The sequence below is a fragment of the Roseicella sp. DB1501 genome (assembly GCF_013112485.1).
Classification (GTDB): domain Bacteria; phylum Pseudomonadota; class Alphaproteobacteria; order Acetobacterales; family Acetobacteraceae; genus Paracraurococcus.
The window spans coordinates 25,867-40,205 of sequence record NZ_JABFHG010000003.1 but is presented as its reverse complement, the minus strand read 5'-3'; the positions used below and the strand labels follow the sequence as shown (position 1 = coordinate 40,205).

Here is a 14,339-nt window from a genome sequence, read left to right as displayed (position 1 = left end):
CCCGCCACGCCCCTGATTGCGCGGCGTCGAGAGCAAACCGTTCCCTGCTGCCGGCGTTGGCACCCCGCGCAGCCGGGCCGGGGGCGAAGCGCCTGCAGCCAGGGGTGGGACAGATGAGCGGTGCAGGGTGATCCCGATGATCTCCGGTCGCCACGCGACTCGGTGCATGCGCAGCTTTTCCCACGCTGGTCGACACTGGTGGCGCGCCTCGCCCTGTTCGCCCTGGTGCTGGTGCCGCTCGGCCTTCTCGGCATGCTGATGGCATTGCAGTACACGCCCTATGTCACCGGCCAGGGCATCACCCCCGACCAGCCCGTGCCCTTCAGCCATGAGCACCATGTCGGCGGCCTCGGCATCGAGTGTCGCTATTGCCATGGCGGCGTCGAGACCTCGCGCTTCGCCGGGCTGCCGCCGACCCATACCTGCATGACCTGCCATTCCCAGCTTTGGACCAATGCCGGGATGCTCGCCCCGGTGCGGCAGAGCCTGGCGGAGGACCGGCCGATCCGCTGGCGGCGGGTGAACGCCCTGCCCGATTACGTGTATTTCGATCACAGCGTGCATGTGCGCAACGGCGTCGGCTGCACGAGCTGCCACGGGCCGGTGGACAGCATGCCGCTGATGCGTCAGGCGGCGCCGCTCACCATGGGCTGGTGCCTCGATTGCCATCGTGACCCGGCGCCGCATCTGCGGCCCGAGGCGGAGATCTATGCCGGCCACTGGATGCCGCCGGCCGACCAGGCGGCGCGCGGCGCGGCGCTGCTCCGGCATTACGGCATCCGCACCGCGCATCTGACGGATTGCTCGGTATGCCACCGGTGAGCGCGCCCGGCCTCGGCCGCCGGCAGGCGGCGCTCGGCCTGCTCGCCGCCGCGCTGTCGGGCAGCCTCGTCGCCTGTTCCAAGCCGGAGGAGGAGATCCTCCCCTATGTGGAGGCGCCCGAGGGCCTCACGCCGGGCGTGCCGCAGCGCTACGCCACGGCGCTGCCGCTGAACGGCTACGGCCGCGGCGTGCTCTGCACCGCCTTCGAGGGGCGGCCGGTCAAGGTCGAGGGCAATCCGCTGCACCCGGCGAGCCTCGGCGCCACCGACCTCTTCGCCGAGGCGGAGCTGATGCAGCTCTACGACCCCGACCGGTCGCGCAGCCCGCGCCGGCGGGACCGCATCGCAAGCTGGGAGGATTGCCTCGCCGCGTTCCTGCCGCGGCTCGATGCGCTACGGGCGCGCCAGGGCGAGGGGCTGCGGCTGCTGACCGGGCCGCTCACCTCGCCGACGCTGCTGCGGCTGATCGCTGCCGCGCGGGAGCGTTTCCCCCGCCTGCAATGGCACGCGCATCTGCCGGTCGACGAGGCGAATGCGCGCCGTGGCGCCGAGCTCGCCTTCGGCCGGGCGTTCGACCTGCTGCCGACGCTCGAGCGCGCCGCGGTGGTGCTCTGCCTCGATGCCGATCCGATCGGGCCGGGTCCGGACCAGATCCGCCTGGCCCAGGGCTTCGCCCGCCAGCGCCAGGCCCGGGCAGAGGGCACGCGCTTCGGCCGGCTCTATGCGCTGGAGCCGGCGATGTCGCTCACCGGCGCCAATGCCGACTATCATCTGGCTGCGACGCCGGCGGAGCTGCATGCGATCACCGCCTGGCTGGCGGCCGAGCTCGGCGCTCCGCTGCCGCGGCCCGGATTGCCGGCGGCGCAGGCGCGACTGCTGCGCGCCGCGGCGGCCGACCTGCAGGCCAATCGCGGCGCGGCGCTGGTCCTCGCCGGGGAGGCGCTGCCGCCCGAACTGCAGGCCGCGGTGCACTGGATCAATGCGCGGCTCGAAGCGCCGCTGCGGGCGGTGGCGCCGGTGCGGCAGGAAGCGGCGCCGCTCGCCGAACTCGTCGCCGCGATGCGCGGCGGCGCGGTGGATACGCTGCTCATCCTCGGCAGCAACCCAGCCTATGACGCGCCGGCCGATCTCGGCTTCGCCGAGGCGCTGCGCCGGGTGCCCTTCGCCCTGCATCACGGGCTGCATGCCGACGAGACCGCGGCGGAATGCGCCTGGCACCTGCCGGCGCCGCATGCGCTGGAGGATTGGGGCGACCTGCGGGCGCGCGACGGCACCGCCGCCATCGTGCAACCGCTGATCCGGCCGCTCTACGGCACGCGCTCGCCGGCGACGCTGCTCGGGCTGTTGCTCGGCGAACTCGATCTCTCCGGCTACGACGCCGTTCGGGAAACCTGGCGCGGCGACCGGAGCCCGGAGGCCTTCGAGGGCTGGTGGCGCCAGGCGGTGCAGGACGGCGTGGTGCCGGACAGCGCCGCCCCTGCCATCGCGCCCGGCGCGCCGCGCCCGCCCGCGCTGTCGGCGCCGCCGCCCGGGACGGGGCTGACGCTGCTGCTGCGCCCCGATCCGGTCACCTGGGATGGCGGCTTCGCCAACAATGCCTGGCTGCAGGAATGCCCGCAGCCGTTGACCCGACAGGTCTGGGGCAATGCCGCGCGCCTGGCGCCGGAGGAGGCGGCGCGGCATGGCATCGCAGCGGGCGACGTGCTGCGGCTCGAGATCGAGGACCGCAGCCTGGAAGCGGCGGCGATGCCGGATGCGGGCGTCGCGCCCGGCCTGGTGGTGCTGAGCCTGGGCCAAGGGCGGCGACGGGCGGGCGCGATCGGCGACGGCATCGGCGCCGATGCCTACCGGCTGCGGCACTCGGCGATGCCGTGGGTACGACCGGGGCTGCGCCTGACGCCGACGGGGCGCCGCGCGCCGTTGCTGCTGGCGCAGCAGGAGCAGCGGCTCGAAGGCGAGGCGCGGAACCTGCTGCCGCTGCTCTCGCTCGAGCAGTTCCGGCACGACGCGGCGGCGCCGCGCGCGGCGCCGCCCGACCTGCCGAGCCTCCTGCCGCCGGCCAGGCCGGAGGCCGATGCCGCGGCCTGGGCGATGGCGATCGACACCACGCTCTGCATCGGCTGCAACGCCTGCGTCCTGGCCTGCCAGGCCGAGAACAACATCCCCGTGGTCGGCCCGGAGGAGGTGGCGCGCGGCCGCGACATGCATTGGCTGCGCATCGACACCTATCAGCAGGAGGTGGGCGGCGCGATGCGACCGGGCTTCCAGCCGGTGCCCTGCATGCATTGCGAGGCGGCGCCCTGCGAGCCGGTCTGCCCCGTCGCCGCCTCGGTGCATGACCATGAGGGGCTGAACCTGCAGGTCTACAACCGTTGCATCGGCACCCGCTTCTGCCAGAGCAACTGCCCCTACAAGGTGCGGCGCTTCAACTACTTCGGCTATGCCGACGGGCAGGAATACGCGAATCAGGGCGCGCCGGTGGTCGCCGCGCAGCGCAATCCGGAGGTCTCGGTCCGCGCCCGCGGCGTGATGGAGAAATGCACCTATTGCGTGCAGCGCATCAGCGCCGCGCGGCGGGTGGCGGAGAAGGCGGATGGCGGCCTCGCCCCCGATGCGGTGGTCACCGCCTGCCAGGCCGCCTGTCCCACCCGCGCCATCCAGTTCGGCGACCTGCGCGATGCCGCCTCCGGCCCCGCCCGCCTGCGCCAGGAGCCGCACCACTACGCGCTGCTCGGCGAGCTCGGCACCCGGCCGCGCACCACCTATCTCAAGCGCCTGCGCAACCCGAACCCGGCGCTGGAGGAGGGCGGGGCATGAGCGGCGCGGCGACGCAGCCCGCCTTGCCGCCGGACCCCCACCCCGCCGCGGTGATCGGCCTGGTCGCCGACACGGTGCTGGAACGTCGCGCCGGCCGGCGCTGGTGGATCGCCTTCCTCCTCGCCGGCCTCGTCACGCTCGGCTTCCTCGGCTGCGTCACCTGGCTGCTGGTCGCCGGGATCGGCATCTACGGCAACAACACCACCGTGGTCTGGGGCTTCCCGATCGCCAACTATGTCTGGTGGATCGGCATCGGCAATGCGGGAACGCTGATCTCCGCCCTGCTGCTGCTGACGCGCCAGCCCTGGCGCGCTGCCATCAACCGCTTCGCCGAGGCGATGACGCTGTTCGCCGCCAGCATCGCCGGCCTCTTCCCGATCCTGCATCTCGGCCGACCCTATCGCGCCTACTGGCTGGCGCCCTACCCGAACAGCATGGAGCTCTGGCCGCAATGGCGGAGCGCGCTGGTCTGGGACTTCGCGGCGATCGCCACCTACCTGATCTTCTCCTTCCTCTTCTGGTATCTCGGCCTGATCCCCGACCTCGCCACCTTGCGGGACCGCGCGCGGTCCCGTGGCGCGCGCCTCGCCTATGGCGTCCTCGCCTTCGGCTGGCGCGGCTCGGCGCGGCATTGGCAGCGGCACGATGCGGTCTACCGGGCGATGGCCGCGCTGGCCGTGCCGCTCGTCGTCTCGGTGCACAGCGTGGTCGGGCTCGACTTCGCCGCGAGCCTGATGCCGGGCTGGCAGGAATCGATCTTCCCGCCCTATTTCGTGGTCGGCGCGCTGTTCTCCGGCTTCGCCATGGTGGTGACGCTGGCGGTGATCCTGCGCTGGGGCCTCGGCCTGCAGGCGCTGATCACCGATCGGCATTTCGATGCCATGGGGAAGATCATCCTCGCCGCCGCCTGGGTGATGGGACTCTCCTACCTGACCGAGTGGTTCATGGCCTGGTATGGCGGCGACAGCGCCGAGCGCGGCGTGCTGCGCTTCGAATTCGGCGGCCCCTATGCGCCGCTCTATGCGGCGATGCTCGCCTGCAACCTGCTGGCGCCGCAGCTTCTCTGGTGGCGGCGGCTGCGCACCAACCTGCCCGTCATCCTCGGCGTCGCCGTGCTGGTCAACATAGGCATGTGGCTGGAGCGTATCCTCACCATCTGGAACACGCTCTCGCATGGCTACCTTCCCAGCATGCGGCGCGTCTTCCAGCCGACGCTGTGGGACTGGCTGACCCTCGCCACCTCCTTCGGCGTCTTCGCCTGCCTGTTCCTGTGCTTCGTACGGCTGCTGCCGGCGGTGGCGATGCATGACGTGAACAAGCAGCGGCACGAGCAGGGAGGGGCTGCATGAGCGCGGCGCCGCTGCTGCTGGCCGAATTCCGCGACCCGGCGACGTTGCTCGATGCCGCGCGGCGCGCCCGGGATGCCGGCTGGCAGGGGCTCGACGCGCATGTGCCCTTCGCGGTGGAAGGGCTGCCCGAGGCGCTCGGCCTGCGCCCGACCCGGTTGCGCCGCGTCATGCTCGCGGGCGGCCTCGCCGGCGGCCTCATTACCTATGGCCTGCAATGGTACAGCGCGGCCCTGGCCTATCCGCTCGATTCCGGCGGCAGGCCGCTGCATAGCTGGCCTGCCTTCCTGGTGCCGACCTTCGAGGCGGTCGTGCTCGGTGCCGTCCTCGCCGGCATCCTTGGCTTCCTCGTCGCCACCGGCCTGCCGCGGCTGCACCACCCTGCCTTCGCCGCGCATGGCTTCGAACGCGCCAGCCAGGACCGCTTCTTCCTCGCCGTCGCCGATCCGGCCGTGGATGCCGCCCGCCTTGCCGCGGCGCTCGATGGCCTCGGGCCGCTCTCGATCCGCGAGGTGGGATGAGGCGCGCGGCGATCCTGCTGCTGCCGCTCGCCCTCGTCGCATGCCGGCAGGAGATGGCGCAGCAGCGCCGGCTCGACACCGAGGGCCGGTCGAGCCTCTGGCCGGACGGCGCGGCGGCGCGGCTGCCGCCGGCGGGCACCGTCGCCCGCGGCGCCCTGGCGCGCGAGGCCGCGGCTGCGACGCCGCCAGCGGTGACGCCTGCCCTGCTCGCGCGCGGGCAGGAGCGCTACGGCATCTTCTGCGCCCCCTGCCACGGGCCGGTTGGGGATGGCGACGGCATGGTGCCGCGCCGCGGCTTCCCGCGCCCGCCGAGCTACCATTCCGTGCGACTGCGGGCCGCGCCCGCCCCGTATTTCTTCCGCGTCATCACCCAGGGCTATGGCGTGATGTACGGCTATGCGGCGCGCGTGGCGCCGGCCGATCGCTGGGCGATCATCGCCTATATCCGCGCGTTGCAGCTGGCGCAGTCGGCGCCGCTCGCGGCGGTGCCGGATGCGCGGGAGCACCTGCCATGACCCCGCTCAACTGGCTTCAGGCCCGCGCCGGGCGCCTTGTCCTCGCCGGCCTCGTCGCGGCGGCGCTGCTCGCCGCCTGGGGACTCGCCGCGCCGCGCCTCGCCCTTGCCGGGTTGTTGGCAGGATGGCTGTTCTGGCTCGGCCTCGCCCTCGGCGCCTATGCGCTGCTGGCGGTGCATGCCCTGACCGGCGGGCGCTGGCTGGCGCCCTGCCATGGCGTGCTGGCCCCGGCGGCGGCGACCCTGCCGCTGCTGGCCCTCGCCGCGTTGCCGCTGCTGCTGGCGCCGGGCGCGATCTGGCCCTGGATCGCCGATCCGGGCGCCGCGCCGCAGCCGGATGTGGCGCGCTGGTATCTCAACCTGCCCGGCCTCGCCCTGCGCAGCGCTGTCGCGCTCGCCGGCTGGAGCCTGTTCGGCCTGCTGCTCGCCGGCCGCGCCGCGCCGCGCCCGGGGCTGGGTGCGGCGGCGCTGATCTTCCATGGCGGCGCGGTGAGCCTGCTCGGCCTCGACTGGGTGCTGGCGCTCGATCCGGGCTTCCGTTCCAGCGCCTTCGGCATGTGGCTCGGGGTGCTGCAAATCCTCTCCGCCCTCGCCTGGTGCGCGCTGCTGCGGGCGGCACCGGCGGGCGATGCGGGGCGGGCCGGGGACCTCGCCCGGCTGCTGCTCGCCGCCGCGCTCGGGGCCGCCTATCTCGGCTTCGCCCAGTATCTGGTCGCCTGGTACGGCAACCTGCCAGAGAAAGCCGCCTGGTACCTGCGGCGCGAGGCATGGCCCTGGCCGCTGGTCGAGGCCGGCTCGCTCGGCCTCGCCGCCATCCTGCCGGTGCTGGCGCTGCTCTCCAGCGCCGGCCGCCGCAGTCCACGCCGCCTCGCCTGGGTCGGGGCGGTGGCGCTGCTGGGCGTCCTGCTGCACATCCTCTGGCTCGTCGGGCCGCCCTTCGGCCCCTGGGCGCTGCTCACCGGCCTGCTCGGCTGCCTGGCCCTTGGCGGGCTCTGGGCCGGCCTCGCCGGCGGGCCCTTCGCCACCCGGCTGCGCCGCGAGGTGCCGCATGGCGCCTGAGGCGACACCGAGGGTGCGGCGCCAGCCACGGGATGTCCGCTCCTGGATCGTGGTCGGGATCGGCCTCGGCACGCTGGGCCTCGTGCTGGCCACGCTCGGTCTCGCCTGGCTCTTCGCCCGCTTCATGGGCATCGCAGGTCCGAGCGCGCTGCCGCCCACCGCCTTCCCGCCGCCGGCGCTGCAGAGCGACCCGGCCGGCGAACTGCGGGACTACCAGGCGGCGCAGCGGGCGCGGCTGGAGGGCTATGCCTGGGCGGACCGCGAGGCCGGCCGTGTCCGCATTCCGGTCGCGCGCGCCATGACGCTGCTTGCCACGCGCGGCGCCGCCGCATTCGACCCGCTCGATCCGCCGCAGATGCCGGATCCGCGGCGATGAGGCGGCGCAGCCTCCTGGCGCTGACCGCGCTGGCACCTGTCGCGGCCGCGCGGGCGGAGGCCCCCGCCGCCGCGCCGCCGCCCGGTGCCGCCCTACCGATGGACCTGCCGCTGCGCGACGCATCGGGCCGGCGCCTGACCCTGAGCGCGGCGCTGGGCGGCCTACCTGCCCTCTTCGCCTTCGCCGATTACGACTGCGCCGCGCTCTGCGGCACCGCGCTCGGCCTCGCCGCCGCGACTCTGCCGGGCACCGGGCTGCGACCCGGCGCGGATTACCGGCTGGTGGTGCTCGGCCTCGATCCCGGCGACGGCCCGGCCAAGGCCGCGGCGATGCGGCGCGCCTGGCTGGGCGAGGACACGCCGCTGGCCCGCAGCGCGCGCTTCCTGACCGGCGACGCGCCGGCGCTGGCGCGGGCGGAGGCGGCGCTCGGCTACCAGGCCCTGCGACAGGGAGAGGGCTTCGTGCATCCCCTCGTGCTCTTCGCGCTGCGGGCGGATGGCCGGCTCGCCGCCATGCTGCCGGCGCTCGGCGCGGCGCCCGAGGAGTTGCGCGCCGCGCTGCTGGCGGCGGCGGAACCGGAGGGGCCGGGTCTTGTCGAGCGGGTCGGGCTGCTGTGCCAGGGCATCGCCTCCAGCCGTGCCGGGGTGTTGCGCGTGGCCCTCGCCTTCGGCGGGGCGACGACGGTCGCGCTTCTCGGCGGCGGGTTGTGGCTGCTGCGGCGACAGGAGCGTCGGGCATGAACCCTCTCACGCTCTGGCCCGTCGCGGCCTCCGAACAGGCGGCGCGCATCGATACCCTCTTCGCCGGTCTGCTGGTCCTTTCCGGCGCCATCCTGCTGCTGGTCGGCGGGTTGCTGCTGGCCTTCGGCGCCCGCTACCGCCGCGGCTCGCATGTCCGGCGCGGCGAGCTGCCCGGATTCCTGCGCCGCGACGTCGAGATCGGCTGGACGGCGGGGACGCTGTTCCTCGCCCTCTTCCTGTTCTGGTGGGCAAGCACCCTCGCGCTCCGGGGCAATGCGGCGCCGCCGGATGCGCTCGAGATCCATGTCCTCGCCAAGCAGTGGATGTGGAAGGTCCGGCACCCCGGCGGCGCGCGGGAGATCGACGCGCTGCATGTGCCGCGTGGCGAGGCCGTGCGGCTGGTGATGACAGCGCAGGACGTGATCCACAGCTTCTACGTGCCGGCCTTCCGGCTGAAGCAGGACGTGCTGCCCGGCCGCTTCACCGAGATGTGGTTCCGGGCGACGCGGACCGGCGACTACCGGCTGTTCTGCGCCGAGTTTTGCGGCACCCAGCATTCGCATATGGGCGGCATGGTGACGGTAATGGAGCCCGAGGATTATACCCGCTGGGCCGCCGTCCAGCCGCGGGAGCAGGACCTGGCAGGGGAGGGCGCCGCGCTCTTCACCGCCCTCGGCTGCGCCGGCTGCCACGCGCCCTCGGCGGCGGTGCATGCGCCGCGGCTGGAAGGCCTCTACGGCCGCAGCGTGCCGCTCGCCGATGGCAGCCGGGTGCAGGCGGATGCGGCCTATCTGCGGGATTCCATCCTGCAGCCGAAGCGCGCGGTGGTGGCGGGCTACGAGCCGATCATGCCCTCCTTCGAGGGGGTGGTGGACGAGGCCGACCTGCAGCGCCTGGTCGCCTATATCCAATCCCTTGGGGAGGCGGCGCGGTGAGCGAGGCCCTGGTGCAACGTGACATCCCCGATGCGCCGGCGCCCGGGGAGAGCTACCTGACGGCCGAGACCGGCCTCGCCTCCTGGCTGCTGACCACCGACCACAAGCGGATCGCCCTGCTCTACATGGCGGCGATCACGATCTTCTTCTTCCTCGGCGGCGCCGCCGCGGTGGCGATGCGGATCGAGCTGTTCACGCCACAGGCCGACCTGCTCTCGGATGATGCCTACAACCGCGCCTTCACCTTCCATGGCGTGGTCATGGTGTGGTTCTTCCTGCTGCCCTCCATTCCGAACATCCTCGGCAATTTCCTGCTGCCGTTGATGATCGGCGCGAAGGATCTCGCCTTCCCGCGGCTCAACCTGCTGAGCTGGTACATCTTCATCATCGCCGGCACGCTGGCGATCTACACGCTGCTCGCCGGCGGCGTGGATACCGGCTGGACCTTCTACACGCCGCTCTCGACCGCCTTCGCCAACGGCCATGTGCTGGCGGCGGCCGGGGCGGTCTTCATCGCCGGCTTCTCGACCATCGCCACCGCAGTCAACTTCATCACCACGGTCCATCTGCTGCGGGCGCCGGGGATGCGCTGGTTCCGCCTGCCGCTCTTCGTCTGGGCGATCTACGCGACGAGCATTGTCATGGTGCTGGCGACGCCGGTGCTGGCCATGGTGCTCCTGCTGATCTTCGCCGAACGGGCCTTCGACATCCCGATCTTCGACCCGCTGCGCGGCGGCGACCCGATCCTGTTCCAGCACCTGTTCTGGTTCTACAGCCATCCGGCCGTCTACATCATGGTCCTCCCCTCCTTCGGGGTGATCTCGGAGCTGGTGGCCTGCTACGCGCGGCGGCGGGTCTTCGGCTATTCCTTCATGGTCTACGCCATCCTCTGGATCGCGCTGGTCGGCTTCCTGGTCTGGGGTCACCACATGTTCGTCTCCGGCCAGTCGATGCTGGCCAACCTCGCCTTCTCCTTTCTCTCCTTCGTCGTCGCCGTGCCCTCGGCCATCAAGGTGTTCAACTGGACCGCCACGCTCTATCGTGGCCAGATCGTCTTCGACGCGCCAATGATCTACGCGCTCGGCTTCATCGGGCTGTTCACCATCGGCGGGCTGACCGGGCTGTTCCTCGCCTCGATCCCGGTCGATGTGCATGTGACCGACACCTATTTCGTGGTGGCGCATTTCCACTACATCATGGTCGGCGGTGCGGTCTCGGCGCTCTATGGCGGGCTGGCCTTCTGGTGGCCGAAGATCACCGGCCGGCTCTACCCGGAGGGCTGGGCCCGCTTCGGCGCGGTGATGATGTTCTTCGGCTTCAGCTTCACCTTCTTCCCCATGTTCGTCATGGGCTTCCTCGGCATGCCGCGGCGCTACCATGTCTATGTGCCGGAGTTTCAGGTCTGGCACGTGCTCGCCTCGGCAGGCGCCGTCGTGCTGGCGGCCGCCTATCTGCTGCCAATGGGCTATTTCGCCTGGTCGCTGGTCTGGGGCCGGCGCGCGCCGGCCAATCCCTGGGAGGCGACGGGCCTTGAATGGCAGACCGCCTCGCCGCCGCCGGTGGAGAATTTCGTCACCCCGCCCGTGGTGACGCAGGCCCCCTATGGCTACCACCCCGAGGATGCCGGGCCGCCGGCTCTCGACCGCGCGGCGCATCGGCCGCAGGGCCACCAGCCATGAGCGACGCCGCCATGCCGGGCGCCGCGCTGCGCAAGCCCTGGCGCAGCCTGCGGCGGCAGCGGGAGGCGGCCGGCTTCGGGCTCTGGGTCTTCCTCGGCAGCGAGGTGATGTTCTTCGCCTGCGCGCTGACCGGCTATGCGGTGTACCGCACGCTCTGGAGCGAGGATTTCGCCGCCGCGGCGCGGGAGACCAATGTGGTCTACGGCACCCTCAACACCGCCATCCTGCTGACCAGCAGCCTGACCATGGCGGCGGCGGCCGAGGGCGCGCGGGCCGGGCTGCGGCGGCTGACGCTGGCCTGCCTCGCCGCGACCATCGCCTTCGGCCTCGCCTTCCTCGTCGTCAAGGGCTTCGAGTACCGCGAGGATATCGAGAAGCATCTCGTCCCCGGTCCCGGCTTCGCGTTGGAGGCCGCGGCGGCGCAGGTCTTCTTCGCCTTCTACTGGCTGCTGACCGGGGTGCACGCCCTGCATATGAGCATCGGGCTCGGCGTCACCGGCACGCTGCTCTGGCAGGCCTGGCGCCGCCGCCGGCCGCTGCGCAGCCCGGCCTTCGAGGCGGCCGGGCTGTACTGGCATTTCGTGGATATCGTCTGGATCTTCCTCTATCCGCTGCTCTACCTCGCGGGACGGTCGTGACCGGGCTCGGCGAGGCCGCCCCGGCCGGGGCCATGGCGATCTGGCGCCGGTTGCTGCCGGTCTGGGCGGCGCTGCTGGCGCTGCTCGGCGCCACCCTCGCGCTCGCCTATGCCCCACTCGGTCGCTTCAGCCTCGTCGTCGCGCTCGGCATCGCCGTGGCGAAGGCGCTGCTGGTCGTGCTGCTGTTCATGCAGCTCCGCAAGCCGGACCCGCTGCTGCGGCTGACCGCCTTCGCCTCCCTGCTCTTCGTCGCCTTCATGCTGATCCTGACCTTCGCCGACGTGCTGACCCGCGCGGCGCCGACCCAGGCCGGGACCGTGCTGCCGCGCAGCGGCCCGGACCTGCCGGCGATGGGCCGGCGCGCATTTTGATGTTGGCAGGCCGGTCACTGACCGGCCCGAGGCCCCGGATGGGGCCCGCCAGTCGCGCCTTTCGGCGCGCCTGACGGCGCGACGCGGCGAAGCCAAGCGAACGGAGGTTCGCGCCCGGCCGTTGAGGGCGTCAGTATAGGCCGTAGGCATCAGGGCCGCAGATAGCCGAGCACCACCTCCACGCAATGCGCCTCGCGCGCCCACAGGGCGGGCGCCGCGCCGAGGTCGCTGCCGAAGATCGTGGAGAGGGTGTGCCGGTTCGCCAGGTAGAAATGCCCGAGCGAGACGATGGTGATGTAGAGCTGCACCGGATCGACGCCAGTACGGAAGACGCCCGCCGCCTCGCCGCGCGCGAGCACGGCGCGGAGCTGCTCGAGCAGCGGCGAGTAGAGCGCCGGCACCTGGCCGCTGCGGCGGAGATAGGCGGCCTGGTGGATGTTCTCCTGGTTCAGCAGCGCGACGAATTCCGGATGCGCCGCTGTGTAGTGCAGGTTGAAGGCGACGAGGCGGCGCATGGCCTCGGCCGGCGGCAGCGCCTCCACCTCGAGCGCCCGCTCCTCCGTGCGCTTGGCGGCATAGGCGCTCTCCAGCACCGCCAGCCAGAGCTCCTCCTTGCTGCCGAAATAGGCGTAGATCATGCGCTTGTTGGCGCCGGCGCGGGCCGCGATCTCGTCCACCCGCGCGCCGGCGAGGCCCTTGGCGGCGAATTCCGCGGTCGCCGCCTCGAGGATGCGCCGGCGCGTCGCCGCCGCGCGCGGCGAGAGGGCGGTCCCGTCCATCGGCGTCAGGCGAGGATCTTGGCCAGCAGCGCCTCCGGCACCGGCTCGTCCGCCTCGGCCAGCGGGTCGCGCGGCAGCACGCGATGCCGGATCACCAGCCGCGCCAGATCGAGCCGCTCCGCATCCTCGAGCCGCGCCGCCTCCCAGGCCATCGCCGCGGCGCTGGTCAGGTGATAGAGCGCGCTCGCCGCCTGCCGCGCCAGGGCTGGGTTCTCCTGCGCCCGCATGGCGAGGGCGGCGGCACGGTCCAGCAGCGGCAGCGCCTCCGGCAGCCGCGCGCCGTTGCCGAGCAGGGTCGCGACATGCGCCCGCAGCACCGGCAGCGAACCCTCGCGCTGCGCCGCCCGCAGCACGTCGAGCGCGACGATGTTGCTCGTCCCCTCCCAGATGCTGCCGAGATGGCTGTCGCGCAGAAGCCGCGAGTCGGGCCATTCCTCGATGTAGCCGCAGCCGCCGCGGACCTCCATGGCGTCGCCCGTCACCTTGCGGGCGTCGCGGCAGGCGCGGAATTTCAGCAGCGGCGTCAGGATGCGGAGCAGCGCAAAGGCGCCCTCCTCCCCGGCATCGCTACGCCGCAGCGCCTCGGCCGCCTGGAAGACCATGCTGCGGGCCTGCTCCATCGGCAGGACCAGCTTGAGGAGCTGGCGGCGCATCAGCGGCATCTCGACCAGCCGCTTGCCGAAGGCGATGCGGTGGCGGGCGACGAACATCGCCTCCGTCACCGCCCGACGCATCAGCCCGGCGGCGCGCATGCCGTTCGAGAGGCGCGAAGCGTTGACCATATCGGCCATCTGCTTGAAGCCGGCCTCCGGATTGCCGACCAGAAAGGCGGTCGCGCCCTCCAGCCGCACCTCGCCCGAGGCCATGCTCTTCGTGCCGAGCTTGTCCTTCAGCCGTACGATCCGGTAGGCGTTGGGGCTGCCATCGGGCCGCTCGCGCGGCAGCAGGAAGAGCGAGACGCCGCGCAGCCCGGCCGGCCCGCCCCGGCGGCGCGCCAGCACCAGCGCCATGCCGGCATCGGCATTGCTGCAGAACCACTTGTCGCCGGTCAGGCGCCAGGTGCCGTCCTCGGCCTCCTCCGCCAGCACGGCGGTCGCCGAGATGTCCGAGCCGGCGCCCTGCTCGGTCATGAACATCGCGCCCTGGCGCAGCGCGTCCAGGTCGGTCTCGGTCAGCGCCGGCAGGTAGCGCGCGACCAGCGCCGGATCGCCGAAGCGGCGCAGCGTGCGGGCCAGCGCATCGGTCATCGAGAGCGGGCAGCAGAGGCCGAATTCCGCCTGCACGAACAGGTAGGTGAGCGCGTATTTGGCGGCCGGCGGCATCGGATCGGGCCAGCCGAGCACGCCGCCCCGGTGCGACATGGCGGCCAGCCCGTACTCGCCGAAGGCCACCTGCTCCAGCGCGCGGTAGGCCGGATGGTAGTCGATGGATTGCGCATCCTCGCCGCGGCGGGTGCGATGGCGCAGCACCGGCGGGTTGCGGTCGGCGATGCCGGCGAACTCGTCGAGCCGGCCGCCGGCGAGCGCGCCCATGCGGTCGAGATGCGGCGCGAGATGCGCGAAGAGGTCGGGCGGCAGGTAGAGGCCGAAGAGCGGCGCCGCCCAGGGATCGGCGCGGTAGAGGTTGAGCCCGCGGCTGTCCGGCACGGCCTCGGCCCCCGAGGGGGCCGCGGTGGGCGGTTCTGTTGCGCGGATGTGCATGGCCGGTATCCTCCCCGAGGCCCGGCAGGGTAGCGCCTGAGGC

The 14,339-nt window shown here is 72.7% G+C and carries 14 protein-coding genes; 12 read left to right on the top strand and 2 right to left on the bottom strand.

The window, feature by feature from the left end; all coding sequences use genetic code 11:
* Nucleotides 1–120: 120 nt before the first annotated feature.
* From HJG45_RS06515 to HJG45_RS06460, 12 genes are read left to right on the top strand one after another with little or no spacing between them, the layout of a single operon-like run.
* Nucleotides 121–822 (top strand): cytochrome c3 family protein, encoded by a 702-nt coding sequence (locus HJG45_RS06515; RefSeq protein ID WP_368040525.1) that lies wholly within the window; start codon nt 121–123, stop codon nt 820–822.
* Nucleotides 810–3,638, top strand: coding sequence for a 4Fe-4S dicluster domain-containing protein (locus HJG45_RS06510; RefSeq protein WP_171611308.1), 2,829 nt, complete (start codon nt 810–812; stop codon nt 3,636–3,638). The genes HJG45_RS06515 and HJG45_RS06510 overlap by 13 nt, the downstream gene beginning before the upstream one ends.
* The gene (nrfD, locus tag HJG45_RS06505; protein WP_171611307.1) at nt 3,635–4,987 is read left to right on the top strand and encodes an NrfD/PsrC family molybdoenzyme membrane anchor subunit; all 1,353 of its coding nucleotides are present in this window, start codon (nt 3,635–3,637) and stop codon (nt 4,985–4,987) included. The genes HJG45_RS06510 and nrfD overlap by 4 nt, the downstream gene beginning before the upstream one ends.
* Complete coding sequence (locus HJG45_RS06500; protein WP_171611306.1) at nt 4,984–5,505, top strand: DUF3341 domain-containing protein; 522 nt, start codon at nt 4,984–4,986, stop codon at nt 5,503–5,505. Before nrfD ends, HJG45_RS06500 begins: the two co-directional genes overlap by 4 nt.
* Nucleotides 5,502–6,020, top strand: coding sequence for a cytochrome c (locus HJG45_RS06495; RefSeq protein ID WP_171611305.1), 519 nt, complete (start codon nt 5,502–5,504; stop codon nt 6,018–6,020). Before HJG45_RS06500 ends, HJG45_RS06495 begins: the two co-directional genes overlap by 4 nt.
* Complete coding sequence (locus tag HJG45_RS06490) at nt 6,017–7,078, top strand: hypothetical protein (RefSeq protein ID WP_171611304.1); 1,062 nt, start codon at nt 6,017–6,019, stop codon at nt 7,076–7,078. Before HJG45_RS06495 ends, HJG45_RS06490 begins: the two co-directional genes overlap by 4 nt.
* Before the next feature lie 13 nt (nt 7,079–7,091).
* Nucleotides 7,092–7,454, top strand: a complete 363-nt coding sequence (locus HJG45_RS06485) for a hypothetical protein (RefSeq protein ID WP_171611303.1) — start codon at nt 7,092–7,094, stop codon at nt 7,452–7,454.
* On the top strand, nt 7,451–8,194 hold the full coding sequence (locus HJG45_RS06480; protein WP_171611302.1) for an SCO family protein: 744 nt from the start codon (nt 7,451–7,453) through the stop codon (nt 8,192–8,194). The genes HJG45_RS06485 and HJG45_RS06480 overlap by 4 nt, the downstream gene beginning before the upstream one ends.
* Nucleotides 8,191–9,129 carry a cytochrome c oxidase subunit II gene (gene coxB / locus HJG45_RS06475; RefSeq protein ID WP_171611301.1) on the top strand — a complete coding sequence of 313 codons (939 nt, stop codon included), beginning with the start codon at nt 8,191–8,193 and terminating at the stop codon, nt 9,127–9,129. The genes HJG45_RS06480 and coxB overlap by 4 nt, the downstream gene beginning before the upstream one ends.
* The gene (locus HJG45_RS06470) at nt 9,126–10,808 is read left to right on the top strand and encodes a cbb3-type cytochrome c oxidase subunit I (protein ID WP_171611300.1); all 1,683 of its coding nucleotides are present in this window, start codon (nt 9,126–9,128) and stop codon (nt 10,806–10,808) included. Before coxB ends, HJG45_RS06470 begins: the two co-directional genes overlap by 4 nt.
* Nucleotides 10,805–11,446 carry a cytochrome c oxidase subunit 3 gene (locus HJG45_RS06465; RefSeq protein ID WP_171611299.1) on the top strand — a complete coding sequence of 214 codons (642 nt, stop codon included), beginning with the start codon at nt 10,805–10,807 and terminating at the stop codon, nt 11,444–11,446. Before HJG45_RS06470 ends, HJG45_RS06465 begins: the two co-directional genes overlap by 4 nt.
* Complete coding sequence (locus HJG45_RS06460) at nt 11,443–11,817, top strand: cytochrome C oxidase subunit IV family protein (RefSeq protein WP_217362848.1); 375 nt, start codon at nt 11,443–11,445, stop codon at nt 11,815–11,817. The genes HJG45_RS06465 and HJG45_RS06460 overlap by 4 nt, the downstream gene beginning before the upstream one ends.
* Nucleotides 11,818–11,966: 149 nt before the next feature.
* Here HJG45_RS06460 and HJG45_RS06455 read toward each other — a convergent pair whose 3' ends face one another.
* Nucleotides 11,967–12,596, bottom strand: coding sequence for a TetR/AcrR family transcriptional regulator (locus HJG45_RS06455; protein WP_171611298.1), 630 nt, complete (start codon nt 12,594–12,596; stop codon nt 11,967–11,969).
* Between the two features lie 5 nt (nt 12,597–12,601).
* The gene (locus HJG45_RS06450; protein ID WP_171611297.1) at nt 12,602–14,296 is read right to left on the bottom strand and encodes an acyl-CoA dehydrogenase family protein; all 1,695 of its coding nucleotides are present in this window, start codon (nt 14,294–14,296) and stop codon (nt 12,602–12,604) included.
* Nucleotides 14,297–14,339 lie beyond the last annotated feature (43 nt).